This is a genomic window from Laceyella sediminis (genome assembly GCF_003003125.1).
In the GTDB taxonomy this organism is placed as follows: Bacteria; Bacillota; Bacilli; order Thermoactinomycetales; family Thermoactinomycetaceae; genus Laceyella; species Laceyella tengchongensis.
Genome location: NZ_PVTZ01000016.1, coordinates 54,031 through 68,831, shown reverse-complemented (window position 1 = coordinate 68,831; position 14,801 = coordinate 54,031). Strand labels below are relative to the sequence as shown.

Sequence of the window (14,801 nt, the reverse complement as noted above, 5' to 3'; positions counted from 1 at the left end):
TGAAAGCATCTAAGCGCGAAGCCCCCCTCAAGATGAGATTTCCCATTCCCCTGTGGAAGTAAGACCCCTTGTAGATGACGAGGTTGATCGGTCCGGGGTGTAAGCGCAGCAATGCGTTTAGCTGACGGATACGAATCGGTCGAGGGCTTATCCTACTTCATCTCTTCATCTTGCAACACGCTTTATTCCAATCTAATTTTCAGGGTGTGGTTCACACCTTGAACAACAACATAACGTCTGGTGATGATGGCGGAGGGGACCCACCCGTTCCCATACCGAACACGGAAGTTAAGCCCTCCAGCGCCGATGGTACTTGGCCTTAAGCCCTGGGAGAGTAGGTCGTTGCCAGGCCACTAAACCCCACTTCAGAATGAAGTGGGGTTTTTGCTTTGTTTTGTGTTGGTAAGTGACTTCATCAGATGGCACTGCGAGTGGCCAAGGGGCAGAGTCGTTCGGAAACAAGTTCACTCTTGCTTAGGACAGGGAAACAGAGCTCTCTCATGTACATAACTTCGTCGCATGGGTGGATGGCTCGGAGTTGTTCCGGTGTCCTCATCCAGGCGTTTAGCCAATCATTGGGGTGCTAAAAGCTCTTTGTATAGCTGAGACCATGCAAACACACACATATTCACATCTCTTCCACATCTCATCTAAGAAACGGATCAAAAACGAATCCGTTCTAGCGAACTATACCTATGGCGCAAAAACAATAAGCATGACTCGTAGTGGAGCGACCTATTTTGATCACTGAAATGGACATGGAGATGTTGTGGTACCGACTGATAACACAGATGTAGTGTTATGACGCGTTTGGGAATTGAGTCAACCAAACGAGTACTGACGTAAACCCCTATATGTACACTGGCTTTCATTAAGGAAACAGGATGGAGTTATCTACAGAGCGGATCTGATCATCTAGATCCGAAAGACCGTTCAAAGAACATATTCGAGGAGACCCGAACAAGCTACTAACACGATACAAGGGGTATGTTACTAACAATTCGGTGCAAAAAGTAGATTTTGACGGGTATTGAGAAATTCTCTATGAAAGGGCTACGACTATCTTGGCTATGGGTTTTCATTATAAGTGCAATCGGTGGTTCAATGGCTAGAGCCATTTTGAGAGCAAGTGACAAGGTGTTTAATGTGCATATGGCGGACGTATAGTAAAAAAACAAAAAAATCTGTTCGAGGTGTATTATGAGTGGTTATCATATTTTTTTCATCATCGTTGGAATGATATTAATAGGTATAGGTATATTTATGTCACGGAAACAGATAGAAGAACTGAAAGAAATGATGAGATTTGACCTTGATCCAACTAGCTTTCTGAAGATGATTGTATATGTACTGATTATAAAGTTGCCCCCTATTTTTACGAGAATTTATTTTATATTACTTGGAACCGGCTTGATCATTTTCGTTTTGTTTTTTGTTTATTATTAAAAATAAGAATGGAGATCATATCCTGTTTAAATCGCTCTGGGGTTATTCACTCACAGGGCTTTTTCATTTTGCATTGCTCCCTATCACTCTCAGAATGATCTCTCGTCCCACTTTGGATGAGGGATCTAGGTGATGATAGATCGTTGTCTAGATACAAAATATCTTTCTGACCAAACCTATATGTAGTTAGAAAAGGAAGTAAGAGCGGAATGATTGATATCTAGTTGTAGCAGCTTTTCTGCATCCAAAAACAACGCATAGCCAGTCTAAGATGTTTGCTTTGTTCGTGGTCTTGATCGGGCGGTATTGCCGATGCTAGCACAGATGATTGACGCGATCTGTGGACAACCTAGCTAGTCATCTAGTCAGTCAACAGATAGGGAAGACAGTCAAGTTGGTAGAAGAGGACGGATGTTTAGCGAGATGAGAGATAGTAAGGCCAGTCAGTATAAGTGCCGGCACAGTCAATCGCTGTTGATGTTTTAAGAATGAGGAGCCATGCTTTTTTGATTGGATTGAGGTGTGGTTTGAGGAAACAAAGGACGTGAATGCCTGCCACTTGTAAGATTGTTTAGGAATAAGGATGGAGATATACAAATAAAAAATCAAGAAGGAATTATTATCTGTAAATTTCGAATAAAATTTTCATATCAGGTTGATTAAAAGTTGGATGAACGAAATGGCGGCGTTGTTTGCATTACCTTCGGGTGTATCTGACAAATTAGGCTGATGGGTGGGGATGCTGAAAAAAATCTTAAACGCTGATGGGCAGGTAATACGATGAGATAACCGTTTTGGAGCAGTTGGCTCATATATCAAACACACTTTATCCCCGCTTTGTCGTCTGCACAGAAATGCGGTGATCACGCTTTTGTGTTCTTTCTTGTAAGAGGTGCTGCCAACTTGGCTGTGAATGAACGGCAGGCACGCCGTCGCTTTTTTCGTCATCCACGCGTGAACCTCTATGGTGGAGCCATCGACCAAACACGAGGAGGGGATTTATTTGCGGCTTAGGAAAGTGTGCTTTGCCATCGGGCTGAGTCTACTTCTCGTCTTGGGTATGACTGTCGAATCGCCAGCCAAGATGAAGCTGCATGGACAGGACTTAGCGGCGGGAGACGGGATGGCAACTGGCAAAACCGGAATGGTGGTGACAGCCCATCCTTTGGCGTCAAAGGTGGGGGCAGATGTGTTGCGCAATGGGGGCAATGCAGTGGACGCGGCAGTGGCCATTCAATTTGCTCTCAATGTGGTGGAGCCGATGATGTCTGGCATCGGCGGTGGCGGATTTATGATGGTTTATGATGCAGATAGGAGCCAGGTAAGCATTGTCGACAGCCGTGAACGGGCACCTATGGCGGCCCACCCCCGGATGTTTCTAGATGAAAATGGAAAGGAAATCCCCTTCTCCGTCCGTGCGCATGAAGGGTATGCTGTCGGCGTTCCCGGCACATTGAAAGGGCTTGATGTAGCGCTAAACCGATGGGGTACCCGTCCTCTGGAGGAGTTGATCGATCCGGCGATCCGATTGGCGGAAAAAGGGGTTAGGGTGAACCGAACGCTGGCTCGGTCCATCGCTGAGAATCAGGAATGGCTGTCCCGAACCGCGGCGCGCGATTTATTTGTGCCTGATGGGAAACCCCTACAAGAAGGGGATTGGTTGGTGCAACGCGACTTGGCCCGCACGTTTCGCTTGATCAAAGCGAGAGGGATTGACGCGTTTTATGGTGGGCCTATTGGAAAAGCGCTTGTTAAGGAAGTGAACAAGCGGAACGGAGCAATGGCGTTATCCGATTTGGCGCGATATGAAGTAACCATCGACAAACCGCTCTGGGGATCGTGGAATGGGGTAAAAGTGGCTACCATGCCTCCGCCCAGTTCGGGAGGTGTGGCAGTTCTTCATATCTTAAAGCTGTTGGAACGCGTGGATGCCAAGGATGTGGATTTGCGTTCTGCAGAGAAGTACCATCTGTTCACCGAAGCAATGCATCTAGCTTATGCCGATCGGGCCGCTTATCTGGGGGATCCCGAGTTTGTTGATGTTCCCATCAAAGGGATGCTGGATTCGCGTTATATTGCCGAGAGAGCTGCGCTAATCAACAGGGAGCAAGCTAACAAGGATGTGAAACCGGGCGACCCCTGGAAGTATGAAAAAGAAAAGGGGATGAGGTCGGATGTATGGGAGGACCAGGAAAGCGGACAGACCACCCATTTCACGGTGGCTGACCGTTGGGGGAATCTGGTGTCTTACACCACCACGATTGAACAGGAATTCGGTACGGGCATCATGGTTCCGGGATATGGTTTTTTTCTCAACAATGAGCTGACTGATTTCGACGCTAAGTCGGGAGGCCCCAACGAAGTGCGACCGAATAAACGACCGCGGAGCAGCATGACTCCCACCATTATATTTCGAAACGGAAAACCGCTGATGACGGTGGGGTCACCTGGAGGGGCGACGATTATCGCGTCTGTCTATCAGGTGATATTTAATAAGCTGAGCAAGGGTTTGGATTTGAAGCAGGCAATTGAAGAGCCACGCATCTACAGCTCTCGTTATCCCACCATCCGTTGGGAAAAAGGGGTTCCTGATCAAGCGCGGGAAGAGTTGACGCGAATGGGCCACCGTTTTGAAAGCGAGCCAACGGAGATAGGTAATGTAAACGCGATTTGGATTGACTGGGAAAAAAAACGGTATTATGGAGCTGGTGATTCATCCCGCGATAGCACAGCCATTGGACTAAATAGGTAAAAAATCCCCCTCCCTCAAGTACGCTTGTGGGGAGGGGGGATCTTTTTTGGGCACCCAGAGTTCCAAAAATGACAGGTGGTTGGCCGCAAACCAGGGTGGCGACTTATCATCTGATACCCATTCAGAAACAGGAAAACCTACATCAATCGTTTTTATTTCATCAGGGAATGTTCATGAATTTATTTATCTTAACGCTTTCATGGTGGATAGATAACAGAAAATCACATATAAACACGAACGCTGATTGTTTATGATTGGTTAATGTTCGTTTTTACCGTTGACTTTTTCACGGGTTCATTGTTACACTGGATATGTGGTTGAGGAGGAAATCTCACATCCACATCATCGTCTGTAGAAAGTCGGATGAAGCTAAGCCTAAGTAGTAGACTTCTATCACTCACATCTAAGAAAGGCTGTTGATTAGGCTTGTCTTCATCAAGAATAGATAGAAGGAGACGGATCATGGTGAAACCAAAAGTTGGAGTCATAATGGGGAGCACTTCAGATTGGCCGACGATGCAAAAGGCATGCGATGTTTTAGCCGAGTTGCAAATTCCGCACGAGGCGAAAGTCGTTTCCGCTCACCGGACACCAGATGAGATGTTTCGATACGCGGAAACGGCGGAAGAGCGCGGCATTGAAGTAATTGTCGCTGGTGCGGGTGGTGCGGCGCATCTGCCAGGCATGGTCGCTTCAAAAACGGTTTTGCCGGTGATCGGAGTACCGATCAAAACATCCGCTCTAAACGGGATGGATTCGTTGCTTTCAATTGTGCAGATGCCAGGGGGTGTTCCGGTTGCAACTGTCGCCATCGGCGATGCCGGGGCGGTCAACGCCGGATTGCTCGCAGCGGAAATGTTGGGCATTCAAGACAAAGCGTTGCGCGAGCGTTTAGCCAAACGGCGTGAACAAATCCGTAGCCGTGTGCTAAAGGAAAGTGAATTGAAATGATTGAGACGATGAAGCAAAAGACAGCGGGCTTAATCAAGCCCGGCCAGACGATCGGCATTTTGGGAGGCGGGCAACTGGGGCGCATGGTGATTCTCGAGGGGCGAAAGTTGGGATACCGCTTCGTCACATTGGACCCAGCGGCTGACTGCCCCGGAGGCCAAGTGTCCGACCGGCATTTAAGCGCCCCTTACGATGATCAGGAGGCAGCACGCCGCTTGGCAGAAGCCGCTGATCTGATCGTGTATGAATTTGAAAACATCGACCCGGAGATCGTTAAAAAGCTGGAACAGCAAACGTTGGTTCCACAAGGTAGCCGCTTGCTTGAATTGACGCGACATCGCCTCATGGAGAAGGAAGCGCTCACTCGGGCTGGCATTCCGGTGGCACCATATGTCGCCGTTGAAACAGAAGCCGACTTGCGGCAAGCTTTGGCTGAGCTGGGGCTTCCGGCTGTGTTGAAAACAGCGACAGGCGGATATGACGGCAAAGGCCAGTGGATGCTAAAAACAGACCAGGACGTGGCCGCATTGCCAGCTGAGCTGTTTCAGCAAGGGAAAACCTTGGTTTTGGAGCAATTCATCCCTTTCCAAAAAGAATGTTCGGTCGTGGTGGCACGAAGTGTTCATGGCGAAGTGAAAGCTTTTCCGCCCTCTGTCAATTTGCACCGTCATCATATCCTGCATATGTCGGTGGCTCCCGCACCTCTGGCTGAAGGCGTGGCTGAACGGGCTGTGCGCCTAGCTGAGCAGGTGGCTGACTCGCTTGGGGTGGTGGGATTGGTGGCTGTAGAAATGTTTGTGCTCGCGTCCGGCGAATTGCTTGTCAATGAGCTGGCGCCGCGTCCGCACAATTCCGGCCATTATACGTTTGACGCTTGCCTCACGTCCCAATTTGAGCAATTTGTACGGGCTGTTGTCGGTTTGCCGTTGGGGCCGACTACGCTCACTTCCCCGGCGGTGATGGTGAATATTCTGGGGGAGCATGGCGAAGCATTTAACCAAGCGTACGGCTCGTTGCCCGGACAGGTGAAAGTGCACTGGTACGGCAAGGAAAAGGCGAAAAAAGGACGCAAGATGGGGCATGTCACGGTGGTGGATGATTTGGAGAGCGCAATCGCGTGGATCGACGCGTCGGGAATCTGGCCACCTTTGACGGAACAAGAAAAAAAGGTTATTTATGATAGATAATCATTTTTGCAGTCGGTATTTGCGCCGGCGGTGAAATGGTTGTTAGTAAGCAATGAGGTTTTCTTAAAAAGGTGGGACAAGCAAATGATCGAACGTTATTCACGCCCAGAGATGGCAAAGATCTGGACGGAGCAAAACAAATTTGAAGCTTGGTTGGAAGTGGAAATCTTGGCCTGTGAAGCATGGGCGGAGCTCGGCGTCATCCCCAAGGAAGATGTGGCGCAGATCCGCAAAAACGCCAAGGTGAACATTGACCGGGTGCATGAGATTGAACAAGATACCCGGCATGATGTGGTCGCCTTCACCCGTGCGGTGTCAGAAACACTTGGACCGGAATCCAAATGGGTCCACTACGGCCTGACTTCGACGGACGTCGTCGACACGGCGCTTTCTTATCTGCTCAAACAAGCCAACGAAATCCTGCTCAAAGATATTGATAACTTAATCGAAGTGATCAAAGCGAAAGCGGAAGAACACAAAACGACGGTCATGATGGGCCGGACGCATGGCGTACACGCGGAACCGACGACTTTCGGGCTCAAGCTGGCGCTGTGGTATGCGGAGATGAAGCGCAACCGGGAGCGGTTCGTACGGGCAATGGAAACGGTGCGTGTGGGCAAAATCTCCGGCGCGGTAGGTACGTACGCCAACATTGATCCGTTTGTAGAAAAGTATGTGTGCGAGAAGCTGGGCCTTGAGGCTTCGCCGATTTCCACACAAACCCTGCAACGCGACCGTCACGCCGAATACATGGCGACCTTGGCACTGATCGCCACATCACTTGATAAGTTCGCGACGGAAATCCGGGGCTTGCAGAAGAGTGAGACCCGCGAAGTGGAAGAGCCCTTCAGAAAAGGACAAAAAGGGTCTTCGGCGATGCCGCATAAGCGAAACCCAATCGGATGCGAAAATATCAGCGGATTGGCCCGCGTGATCCGTGGACACATGGTTTCTGCTTATGAAAACGTGCCGCTGTGGCATGAACGGGATATCTCGCATTCGTCGGTTGAACGGGTGATTCTCCCTGACGCAACGATTCTGCTCAACTACCTGCTTAACCGGTTTGCCAACATCGTGCGCGACCTCACCGTCTTCCCGGAGAATATGAAGCGGAACATGGAGCGCACCTTCGGGTTGATTTATTCACAACGCGTGCTCCTCAGTCTGATTAACAAAGGGCTGAAACGGGAAGAGGCTTACGACCGTGTGCAACGCCTTGCCATGCAAGCGTGGGAAGAGCAACGACCGTTTAAACCGCTTGTTAAAAGCGATGAGTTGATTTCCAAGACGTTGTCTCCGGAAGAGATCGAACAATGCTTTGATTACAGTTACCATTTGTCGCAGGTAGATACCATTTTCGCGCGTCTGGGCTTGAAGTGACCACCTGCTCATGGTGCGGGCATAAACCCGCATGATTTACAATCAGCTCTTATCAAGGTGCATGGGGGGAAGTAGCACGCTGTGCTCTTCTCCTCACCATCCACTTTTCTACTAAAGGGGCGACCAGCTGTGAGACCAGGAGATATGCTGTACGAAGGAAAGGCGAAACAACTGTTTTTGACGGAAGACAGTGCGGTGGTGCGGGTGAAATACAAAGATTCGGCCACTGCCTTCAACAATCAGAAACGGGCCACCTTGGAAGGTAAGGGGGAGATGAACAACCGCATCAGCACGTTTTTCTTCGAATTGCTGAATAAAAAAGGGATTGCAAACCATTTTATCAAGGCAATTTCGCCACTTGAGCAATTGGTAAAAAGAGTAGAAATCATCCCAATTGAGGTGGTTGTTCGCAATATTGCGGCGGGCACCATGGCGAAACGGTTGGGTATTGCCGAAGGAACCAAACTGAAACACACGATTGTCGAATTTTATTACAAGGATGACGCGCTGGGTGATCCGTTGATCACGGAAGAGCATATCTCCGTTCTCGAGTTGGCGACGCCAGAGCAAGTGGCCCAGCTACGGGAACAGGCGCTCCGAGTAAATGAAGTGCTGTCCGCGTTTCTGTTGGAACTAAATATCATCCTCGTCGATTTCAAGCTGGAGTTTGGTGTGGATGGGGATGGAAATGTTTTGCTCGCTGACGAAATTTCTCCAGACACCTGCCGTTTTTGGGACAAGGAAACTGGCGAACGGTTGGATAAAGACCGTTTCCGCCGCGACATGGGACAAGTTGTGGAAGCTTATCACGAAATCTGGAATCGTTTGGGAGGAAAATAACATGTTTAAAGCGACGATTTATGTCACCTTGAAGGATAGCGTATTGGACCCGCAAGGGGTTGCGGTCAAAGGTTCACTACACACGCTGGGATTTGAAGGCGTGCGCGATGTGCGGATCGGCAAGAGGGTGGAAGTGCTCTTAGAATGCGAAAGCCGCGCAGAGGCGGAGAAACAAATCAAAGAGCTGAGCGAAAAAGTGCTGTCCAATCCAGTGATCGAGAATTTCACATTTGAATTGGAAGAGGTGGCGTAAGTGCGGTTTGCCGTTCCTATTTTTCCGGGTTCCAACTGTGATTATGATTGCATCCACGCCGTTGAAGACATTTTGGGTGAACCGGTGGCGCCGGTTTGGCACCATGACACTGACCTGTCCTCCTTTGACGCGGTCATCCTGCCGGGAGGGTTCTCCTATGGCGACTATCTGCGTTGCGGGGCAATCGCCCGTTTTTCTCCCGTGATGGCGGCGGTGAAGGAAGCGGCTGCGGCCGGTAAGCTGGTCATCGGGATCTGCAACGGGTTTCAAGTGTTATGTGAATCAGGGCTTCTGCCGGGCGCGCTTATGCGCAACAACCACCTGAAATTCCGTTGCGACATCCAACCGATTCGGATCGAGAACAACCAAACGCCATTTACGTGCGCTTATGAAAATGGTCAGGTGATCCGTATTCCGATCGCCCATGGCGAAGGCAACTACTACTGTGATGAAGCGACATTGGCTGAACTGAAAGCGAACAACCAAATCGTATTCCGCTATGCGGGGGAGAATCCCAATGGGTCTGTGGACGACATTGCCGGGATTTGCAACAAAGCTGGCAACGTGTTGGGCATGATGCCGCATCCGGAACGGGCCATTTTTGACTGGATGGGCTCGGACGATGGAAAGTATCTCTTCAAATCCATGCTTCAATACTGGAAGGAGAATAGCCGTGCGGTCTGAACAAACAGTAGTCGAGCGTGTGGGCTTGGAGCCTACGCCGGAGATGATTCGCGAGCAGAAGTTATATCGGGAAATGGGCTTGACTGATGCAGAATACGACCAGGTATGCGGTCATTTGAACCGCCTGCCGAACTGGACGGAAGTGGGCATCTACAGCGTAATGTGGTCGGAGCACTGTAGTTATAAGAATTCCAAACCGCTGTTGAAGAAGTTTCCGACGGAAGGGCCGCGGGTGTTGCAAGGTCCGGGCGAAGGAGCTGGCGTCATTGATATCGGTGACGGACAAGCGGTGGTCTTCAAGATCGAGAGCCACAACCATCCTTCAGCGATCGAGCCCTTCCAAGGAGCGGCTACAGGCGTCGGCGGGATTATTCGTGACGTGTTTTCCATGGGTGCGCGCCCGGTGGCTTTGTTGAATTCCTTGCGTTTTGGCGATTTGCGCAATCCGCGGGTGCGATACCTGTTTGAACAAGTCGTGGCTGGAATCGCTCATTACGGCAATTGCATCGGGATCCCCACGGTTGGCGGTGAAGTGGTTTTCGATGGAGACAGCTATGAGGGCAATCCGTTGGTCAATGCGATGTGCGTGGGTATTCTCAACCATGATGAGTTGCAAAAAGGCGTTGCGATTGGCGTAGGAAACCCTGTGATTTATGTAGGTGCAAGCACCGGTCGGGACGGGATTCATGGGGCCACGTTTGCATCAGAAGAATTAAATGAGTCATCCGAAGAGAAGCGACCAGCGGTGCAAGTGGGCGATCCCTTCATGGAGAAGCTTTTGCTGGAAGCATGTTTGGAAATGGTGCAAAAAGGGATATTGATCGGGATTCAGGACATGGGTGCGGCGGGGCTTACCTGTTCCAGCGCGGAGATGGCGCAAAAAGGTGAGCATGGCCTTGAGATGAACCTCGATTTGGTTCCGCAGCGCGAAGAGGGCATGACCCCTTACGAGATCATGCTGTCCGAGTCGCAAGAACGCATGCTCTTGGTGGTAGAAGCTGGCCGGGAGGATGAAATCAAAGCCATTTGCGACAAATGGGGCTTGCAATCGGCTGTAGTAGGTCGCGTAACCGAAGGCAACCGGTATCGCTTGTTCCATCAAGGCAAATTGGTGGCAGACATCCCGGTTAATACGCTGGTGGATGATGCGCCGGTCTATGTGCGTGAAGAACGCGTCCCGCAATATTATGAGGAAAACGCAAAACGCCGCCCTGAAGAGGAGCTGGCAGATATTGATCCGCTAGCCGCGTTGACGAAAGTGATGTCTTCGGTCAACATCGGTTCCAAACGCTGGGTGTATGAGCAGTATGACCATATGGTTCGCACCAGCACCGCGGTTCGTCCCGGTTCGGATGCGGCGGTAGTGGTGATTCGTGGTACGGAGAAGGGATTGGCGATGTCCACGGATGGAAACGGCCGGTATGTGTATCTTGATCCGGTACAAGGAGGGCGCATCGCCGTGGCGGAATCTGCCCGCAACGTCGTGTGTTCTGGAGCGGAGCCGCTTGGTATCACGGACTGTCTCAATTTTGGTAGCCCCGAGAAGCCAGAAGTGTATTGGCAGATTTCCAAGGCGATCGATGGCATGGCGGAAGCGTGTCGGGTATTGGAAACGCCTGTCGTCGGCGGAAACGTCAGCTTGTATAACGAAACGAAAGGCAATCCGATTTACCCCACCCCGGTTGTGGGCATGGTCGGTTTGGTACAAAAGCGTGAACACATCACCACGCAAGCATTCAAAGAAGACGGGGATGTCATTCTGCTGTTGGGTGACACCTATGCCGAATTGGGCGGAAGTGAATTGCAACATGTCGTGACGGGGCAAATCAGCGGCCGCCCACCTGCCTGCGATTTGCAAAAGGAATTGGCTGTGCAGCAGACGGTCTTGGCAGCGATTCGCAGCGGCTGGGTGAAATCGGCGCACGATGTTAGTGAAGGCGGTATCGCTGTGGCTCTGGCAGAAAGTTGCATCTGCGGCAACCGAGGAGCGGCGGTTAGTCTGGAAACGGATTTGGCTCCGGTTGTCCATCTCTTCAGCGAAAGCCAATCTCGCGTCATCTTGAGCGTAAAGGCGGACGCAGTGGCGGATGTGATGAAGTTGGCTGAAGCCAAAGGTGTGGCTTGCCGGCAGATTGGCACCGTGACGGAAAAGGAAGAGCTCATCATCCACATCAATGGTGAGCAGGTGATTCAACAGGATGTTGCATATTTAAGCAAACAGTGGGAGGAAGCCATTCCATGCGCGATGAAAGCATCTTCGACCTCGACGAACTGAATGAAGAGTGCGGCGTCTTTGGAATCATCGGCCATGCTGACGCCGCCCAACTCACTTATTACGGTTTGCACGCTTTGCAACATCGCGGCCAAGAGAGCGCGGGCATTGTTACGACTGACGGCCAGAAGTTTTCGGTGCAAAGGGGCACCGGCTTGGTGACGGAAGTGTTTAACAACAACAATATCAAGCAACTGCTTGGGTCCACCGGAATCGGTCACGTGCGTTATTCGACCACGGGCGGCACCGGCCTTGCCAACGCGCAACCCTTGGTGTTCAAATACGCCAAAGGGGAATTGGCGATTGCTACCAACGGGAATTTGGTCAACGCCAAAAAGTTGCGTCGTGAATTGGAAGAGTCGGGTTCCATTTTTCAAACGACGACTGACACGGAAGTGATCGCGCACCTGATTGCTCGCTCTTCGGCTCCCAACATCGTGGAGGCGGCCAAAGAGGCGTTGAATCAGCTGGTGGGAGCCTACGCACTGATGATCATGACCAATGATACCTTGATTGTGGCGGAAGATCCCCATGGTTTGCGCCCCTTGTCGATGGCTAAGATGGGGGAGGCGACCGTTTTCTCCTCGGAGACTTGTGCGTTTGACGTGATCGGGGCAGAGTTTGTACGCGACATCGAGCCGGGTGAAATGCTGGTTTTCGACGCGGAGGGGATGCGGACGACGACCTTCGCGCCTAAAGCGGAGCGGGCTATTTGCTCGTTTGAGCACGTTTATTTCGCTCGCCCGGACAGCAACGTCGGCGGTGTCAATGTTCATGCGGCTCGCAAACGCATGGGCCGAATCTTGGCTGAGGAAGCGCCAGTTGAAGCGGATGTGGTTACTGGTGTGCCCGACTCCAGCACTTCAGCGGCTATCGGTTTTGCTGAAGCGACCGGTATCCCGTATGAGTTGGGTTTGATCAAGAACCGTTATGTGGGCCGGACGTTCATTCAGCCGAGCCAAGAGTTGCGCGAGCAAGGGGTTAAAATGAAGTTAAGCGCGGTGCGCGGGGTTGTGGCCGGCAAACGCGTGGTGATGGTGGATGATTCCATCGTACGCGGAACGACCAGCCGCCGCATCGTCACCATGCTGCGTGAAGCTGGCGCAACGGAAGTACATGTGCGCATCAGCTCTCCCCCAGTCAAAAATCCGTGTTTCTATGGCATCGACACACCAGATCGGGAGCAACTGATCGCCGCCCAAAAAACGGTGGAAGAAATTCGGCAGGAGATTGGGGCCGACACTCTCACTTTTATCAGTGTGGAGGGCATGTTGCGTGCGATTGGCCGTCCGGCGAGTGAACGAAACCGTGGCCACTGCATTGCTTGCTTCACCGGGGAATACCCCACTGTCCTTGAAGATGAGTTGGTATTGGAGGGGAAACGATGAGTGAGGCGTATAAAGCGGCTGGTGTCGATATCGATGCCGGCAATGAAACCGTGGATCGCATCAAAAAGCATGTCGCCCGTACCATGAGGGATGAGGTGCTGGGAGGATTGGGCGGGTTTGGCGGCTTGTTTGCCCTCAAATCATACAAGGAGCCAGTACTCGTGGCCGCGACCGATGGTGTAGGTACCAAGTTGAAAGTGGCTTTTGCGCTCGACCGTCACGATACGATCGGGATCGATTGCGTGGCCATGTGTGTGAATGACTTGGTTGTGCAAGGCGCAGAGCCGCTCTTTTTCCTCGACTACCTGGCAACGGGAAAATTGGCTCCAGCACAAGCGGAAGCGGTGGTCAAAGGGATCGCCGACGGGTGCGTCGAAGCCGGATGCGCGCTCATCGGCGGTGAGACAGCGGAGATGCCGGGCATGTACGCCAAGGGCGAGTATGATGTGGCTGGCTTTTGCGTCGGTGTCGTTGAACGCGATCGCGTGTTGACGGGTGCTACCATTCGCCCTGGGGATGCGTTAATCGGTTTGGCATCCAATGGCTTGCATAGCAATGGTTATTCGCTGGCGCGCAAAGTATTGTTAGATGATGGTCGCTACCCGTTTGCGACGAAGGTACCGGGAACCGAGCAAACATTGGGCGAGGCGATGCTAGCTCCGACAAGGATCTATGTGAAAACATTCCTTGAGCTGATGCAACAGTTCCAGGTCAAGGGTGGTGCCCACATCACCGGCGGCGGGTTGATAGAGAACGTGCCCCGCATGTTGCCTGAAGGATGCCAGGCGCAGCTTGACAAGTCTTCTTGGGAAGTGCCGGCGATTTTCCGTTGGATCGAGGAAGCGGGCCAAGTGTCTGAAGAAGATATGTTCCGCACCTTTAACATGGGTGTGGGCATGGTTATCGCGGTGCCAGCCGAGGAAGCGAAAGAAGCGGTACGTGTGGCGCAGGAGCTCGGTGAGCGGGCGTTTGTTATCGGTCGGGTGGCAGAGGGTCCGCGGGAAGTGGTCTGGGCATGAGTATCGCCGTGTTCGCATCCGGTAGCGGAAGCAACTTCGAGAGACTGGTGGAGGTCTCGCGAGACCAAAAGTGGCCGGTGCCTATCCGGTTGTTGGTATGCGACAAGCCGGGGGCGAAGGTATTGGAGCGGGCCGAGCGGCTGGGCATTCCCGCTGTTTGCGTCAGTCCCAAGACATTTGCTGATAAAGCGGCTTATGAAACGTTTGTACTCGCTGAACTGCGCAAGCATGGCATCGAGTGGATTGTGCTGGCGGGTTACATGCGGTTGATCGGTTCCACTTTGCTTGATGCGTATCCATGGCGGATTGTGAATATCCATCCATCTCTGTTGCCGGCCTTTCCTGGCAAGGATGCGATCGGGCAGGCGTTTGCTTACGGAGTGAAGGTCTCAGGCGTAAGTGTCCATCTGGTCGATGCGGGGATGGACACCGGACCGCTTCTGGCGCAGGTTCCTGTGTTGCTGGAAGAGGATGACGATTTGGAGAGTTTTACCACTAAGATTCATCAGGCTGAGCACCGCCTTTACCCGGAAGTGGTTTACCAATGGATCACCGGCGCCATCAAAACGCCGGACATGGAAGGCTAACGGCCATTTCAAAAACCCTCTGGTATGAGGGATGGGGAGGAT

The 14,801-nt window shown here is 51.7% G+C and carries 12 protein-coding genes and 2 rRNA genes; 13 read left to right on the top strand and 1 reads right to left on the bottom strand.

From position 1 onward, the window contains the following. Both CLV36_RS15285 and rrf read left to right on the top strand, forming a co-directional pair. Positions 1 to 155, top strand: a 23S ribosomal RNA gene (locus CLV36_RS15285); the annotation flags it as partial. Positions 156 to 236: 81 nt separating this feature from the next. Next, positions 237 to 351: ribosomal RNA gene (gene rrf, locus CLV36_RS15280) — 5S ribosomal RNA — on the top strand. Between the two features lie 1,740 nt (positions 352 to 2,091). Here the strand turns inward: rrf and CLV36_RS15270 are convergent. Then, positions 2,092 to 2,394, bottom strand: a complete 303-nt coding sequence (locus tag CLV36_RS15270; protein WP_106343242.1) for a hypothetical protein — start codon at positions 2,392 to 2,394, stop codon at positions 2,092 to 2,094. Positions 2,395 to 2,506: 112 nt separating this feature from the next. On the opposite strand from CLV36_RS15270, the gene ggt reads away from it, so the two are divergent. From ggt to purN, 11 genes are all read left to right on the top strand, one after another. Continuing rightward, positions 2,507 to 4,198 (top strand): gamma-glutamyltransferase, encoded by a 1,692-nt coding sequence (ggt, locus tag CLV36_RS15265; protein WP_106343247.1) that lies wholly within the window; start codon positions 2,507 to 2,509, stop codon positions 4,196 to 4,198. Between the two features lie 462 nt (positions 4,199 to 4,660). Further along, complete coding sequence (purE, locus tag CLV36_RS15260) at positions 4,661 to 5,149, top strand: 5-(carboxyamino)imidazole ribonucleotide mutase (RefSeq protein ID WP_022735625.1); 489 nt, start codon at positions 4,661 to 4,663, stop codon at positions 5,147 to 5,149. Beyond that, entirely contained in the window at positions 5,146 to 6,336 is a 1,191-nt protein-coding gene (gene purK / locus CLV36_RS15255; RefSeq protein ID WP_245888386.1) for a 5-(carboxyamino)imidazole ribonucleotide synthase, read from the top strand. Before purE ends, purK begins: the two co-directional genes overlap by 4 nt. A gap of 84 nt (positions 6,337 to 6,420) precedes the next feature. Further along, complete coding sequence (purB, locus tag CLV36_RS15250; protein ID WP_102991398.1) at positions 6,421 to 7,716, top strand: adenylosuccinate lyase; 1,296 nt, start codon at positions 6,421 to 6,423, stop codon at positions 7,714 to 7,716. 129 nt (positions 7,717 to 7,845) lie between these two features. After that, the gene (gene purC, locus CLV36_RS15245) at positions 7,846 to 8,556 is read left to right on the top strand and encodes a phosphoribosylaminoimidazolesuccinocarboxamide synthase (RefSeq protein ID WP_102991399.1); all 711 of its coding nucleotides are present in this window, start codon (positions 7,846 to 7,848) and stop codon (positions 8,554 to 8,556) included. A 1-nt stretch (position 8,557) separates the two neighbouring features. After that, positions 8,558 to 8,809 (top strand): phosphoribosylformylglycinamidine synthase subunit PurS, encoded by a 252-nt coding sequence (gene purS, locus CLV36_RS15240; RefSeq protein ID WP_022735629.1) that lies wholly within the window; start codon positions 8,558 to 8,560, stop codon positions 8,807 to 8,809. Beyond that, positions 8,810 to 9,493 (top strand): phosphoribosylformylglycinamidine synthase subunit PurQ, encoded by a 684-nt coding sequence (purQ, locus tag CLV36_RS15235; RefSeq protein ID WP_102991400.1) that lies wholly within the window; start codon positions 8,810 to 8,812, stop codon positions 9,491 to 9,493. A 43-nt stretch (positions 9,494 to 9,536) separates the two neighbouring features. Then, a complete protein-coding gene (gene purL, locus CLV36_RS15230; protein WP_245888389.1) occupies positions 9,537 to 11,768 on the top strand; it encodes a phosphoribosylformylglycinamidine synthase subunit PurL in 2,232 nt (743 codons plus the stop codon). Beyond that, complete coding sequence (purF, locus tag CLV36_RS15225; protein WP_106343240.1) at positions 11,732 to 13,153, top strand: amidophosphoribosyltransferase; 1,422 nt, start codon at positions 11,732 to 11,734, stop codon at positions 13,151 to 13,153. Before purL ends, purF begins: the two co-directional genes overlap by 37 nt. Next, on the top strand, positions 13,150 to 14,172 hold the full coding sequence (purM, locus tag CLV36_RS15220) for a phosphoribosylformylglycinamidine cyclo-ligase (protein WP_106343239.1): 1,023 nt from the start codon (positions 13,150 to 13,152) through the stop codon (positions 14,170 to 14,172). The genes purF and purM overlap by 4 nt, the downstream gene beginning before the upstream one ends. Further along, complete coding sequence (gene purN, locus CLV36_RS15215) at positions 14,169 to 14,759, top strand: phosphoribosylglycinamide formyltransferase (protein ID WP_106343238.1); 591 nt, start codon at positions 14,169 to 14,171, stop codon at positions 14,757 to 14,759. Before purM ends, purN begins: the two co-directional genes overlap by 4 nt. Positions 14,760 to 14,801: the final 42 nt, after the last annotated feature.

Excerpts from the sequence above, each read along its gene's own strand:
- purS (WP_022735629.1), top strand. The coding sequence starts at position 8,558 with ATGTTTAAAGCGACGATTTATGTCACCTTGAAGGATAGCGTATTGGAC.
- purL (WP_245888389.1), top strand. The coding sequence starts at position 9,537 with ATGATTCGCGAGCAGAAGTTATATCGGGAAATGGGCTTGACTGATGCA.
- CLV36_RS15270 (WP_106343242.1), bottom strand. The coding sequence starts at position 2,394 with ATGACGAAAAAAGCGACGGCGTGCCTGCCGTTCATTCACAGCCAAGTT.
- purK (WP_245888386.1), top strand. The coding sequence starts at position 5,146 with ATGATTGAGACGATGAAGCAAAAGACAGCGGGCTTAATCAAGCCCGGC.
- purF (WP_106343240.1), top strand. The coding sequence starts at position 11,732 with ATGCGCGATGAAAGCATCTTCGACCTCGACGAACTGAATGAAGAGTGC.
- purE (WP_022735625.1), top strand. The coding sequence starts at position 4,661 with ATGGTGAAACCAAAAGTTGGAGTCATAATGGGGAGCACTTCAGATTGG.
- purM (WP_106343239.1), top strand. The coding sequence starts at position 13,150 with ATGAGTGAGGCGTATAAAGCGGCTGGTGTCGATATCGATGCCGGCAAT.
- purB (WP_102991398.1), top strand. The coding sequence starts at position 6,421 with ATGATCGAACGTTATTCACGCCCAGAGATGGCAAAGATCTGGACGGAG.
- ggt (WP_106343247.1), top strand. The coding sequence starts at position 2,507 with ATGACTGTCGAATCGCCAGCCAAGATGAAGCTGCATGGACAGGACTTA.
- purN (WP_106343238.1), top strand. The coding sequence starts at position 14,169 with ATGAGTATCGCCGTGTTCGCATCCGGTAGCGGAAGCAACTTCGAGAGA.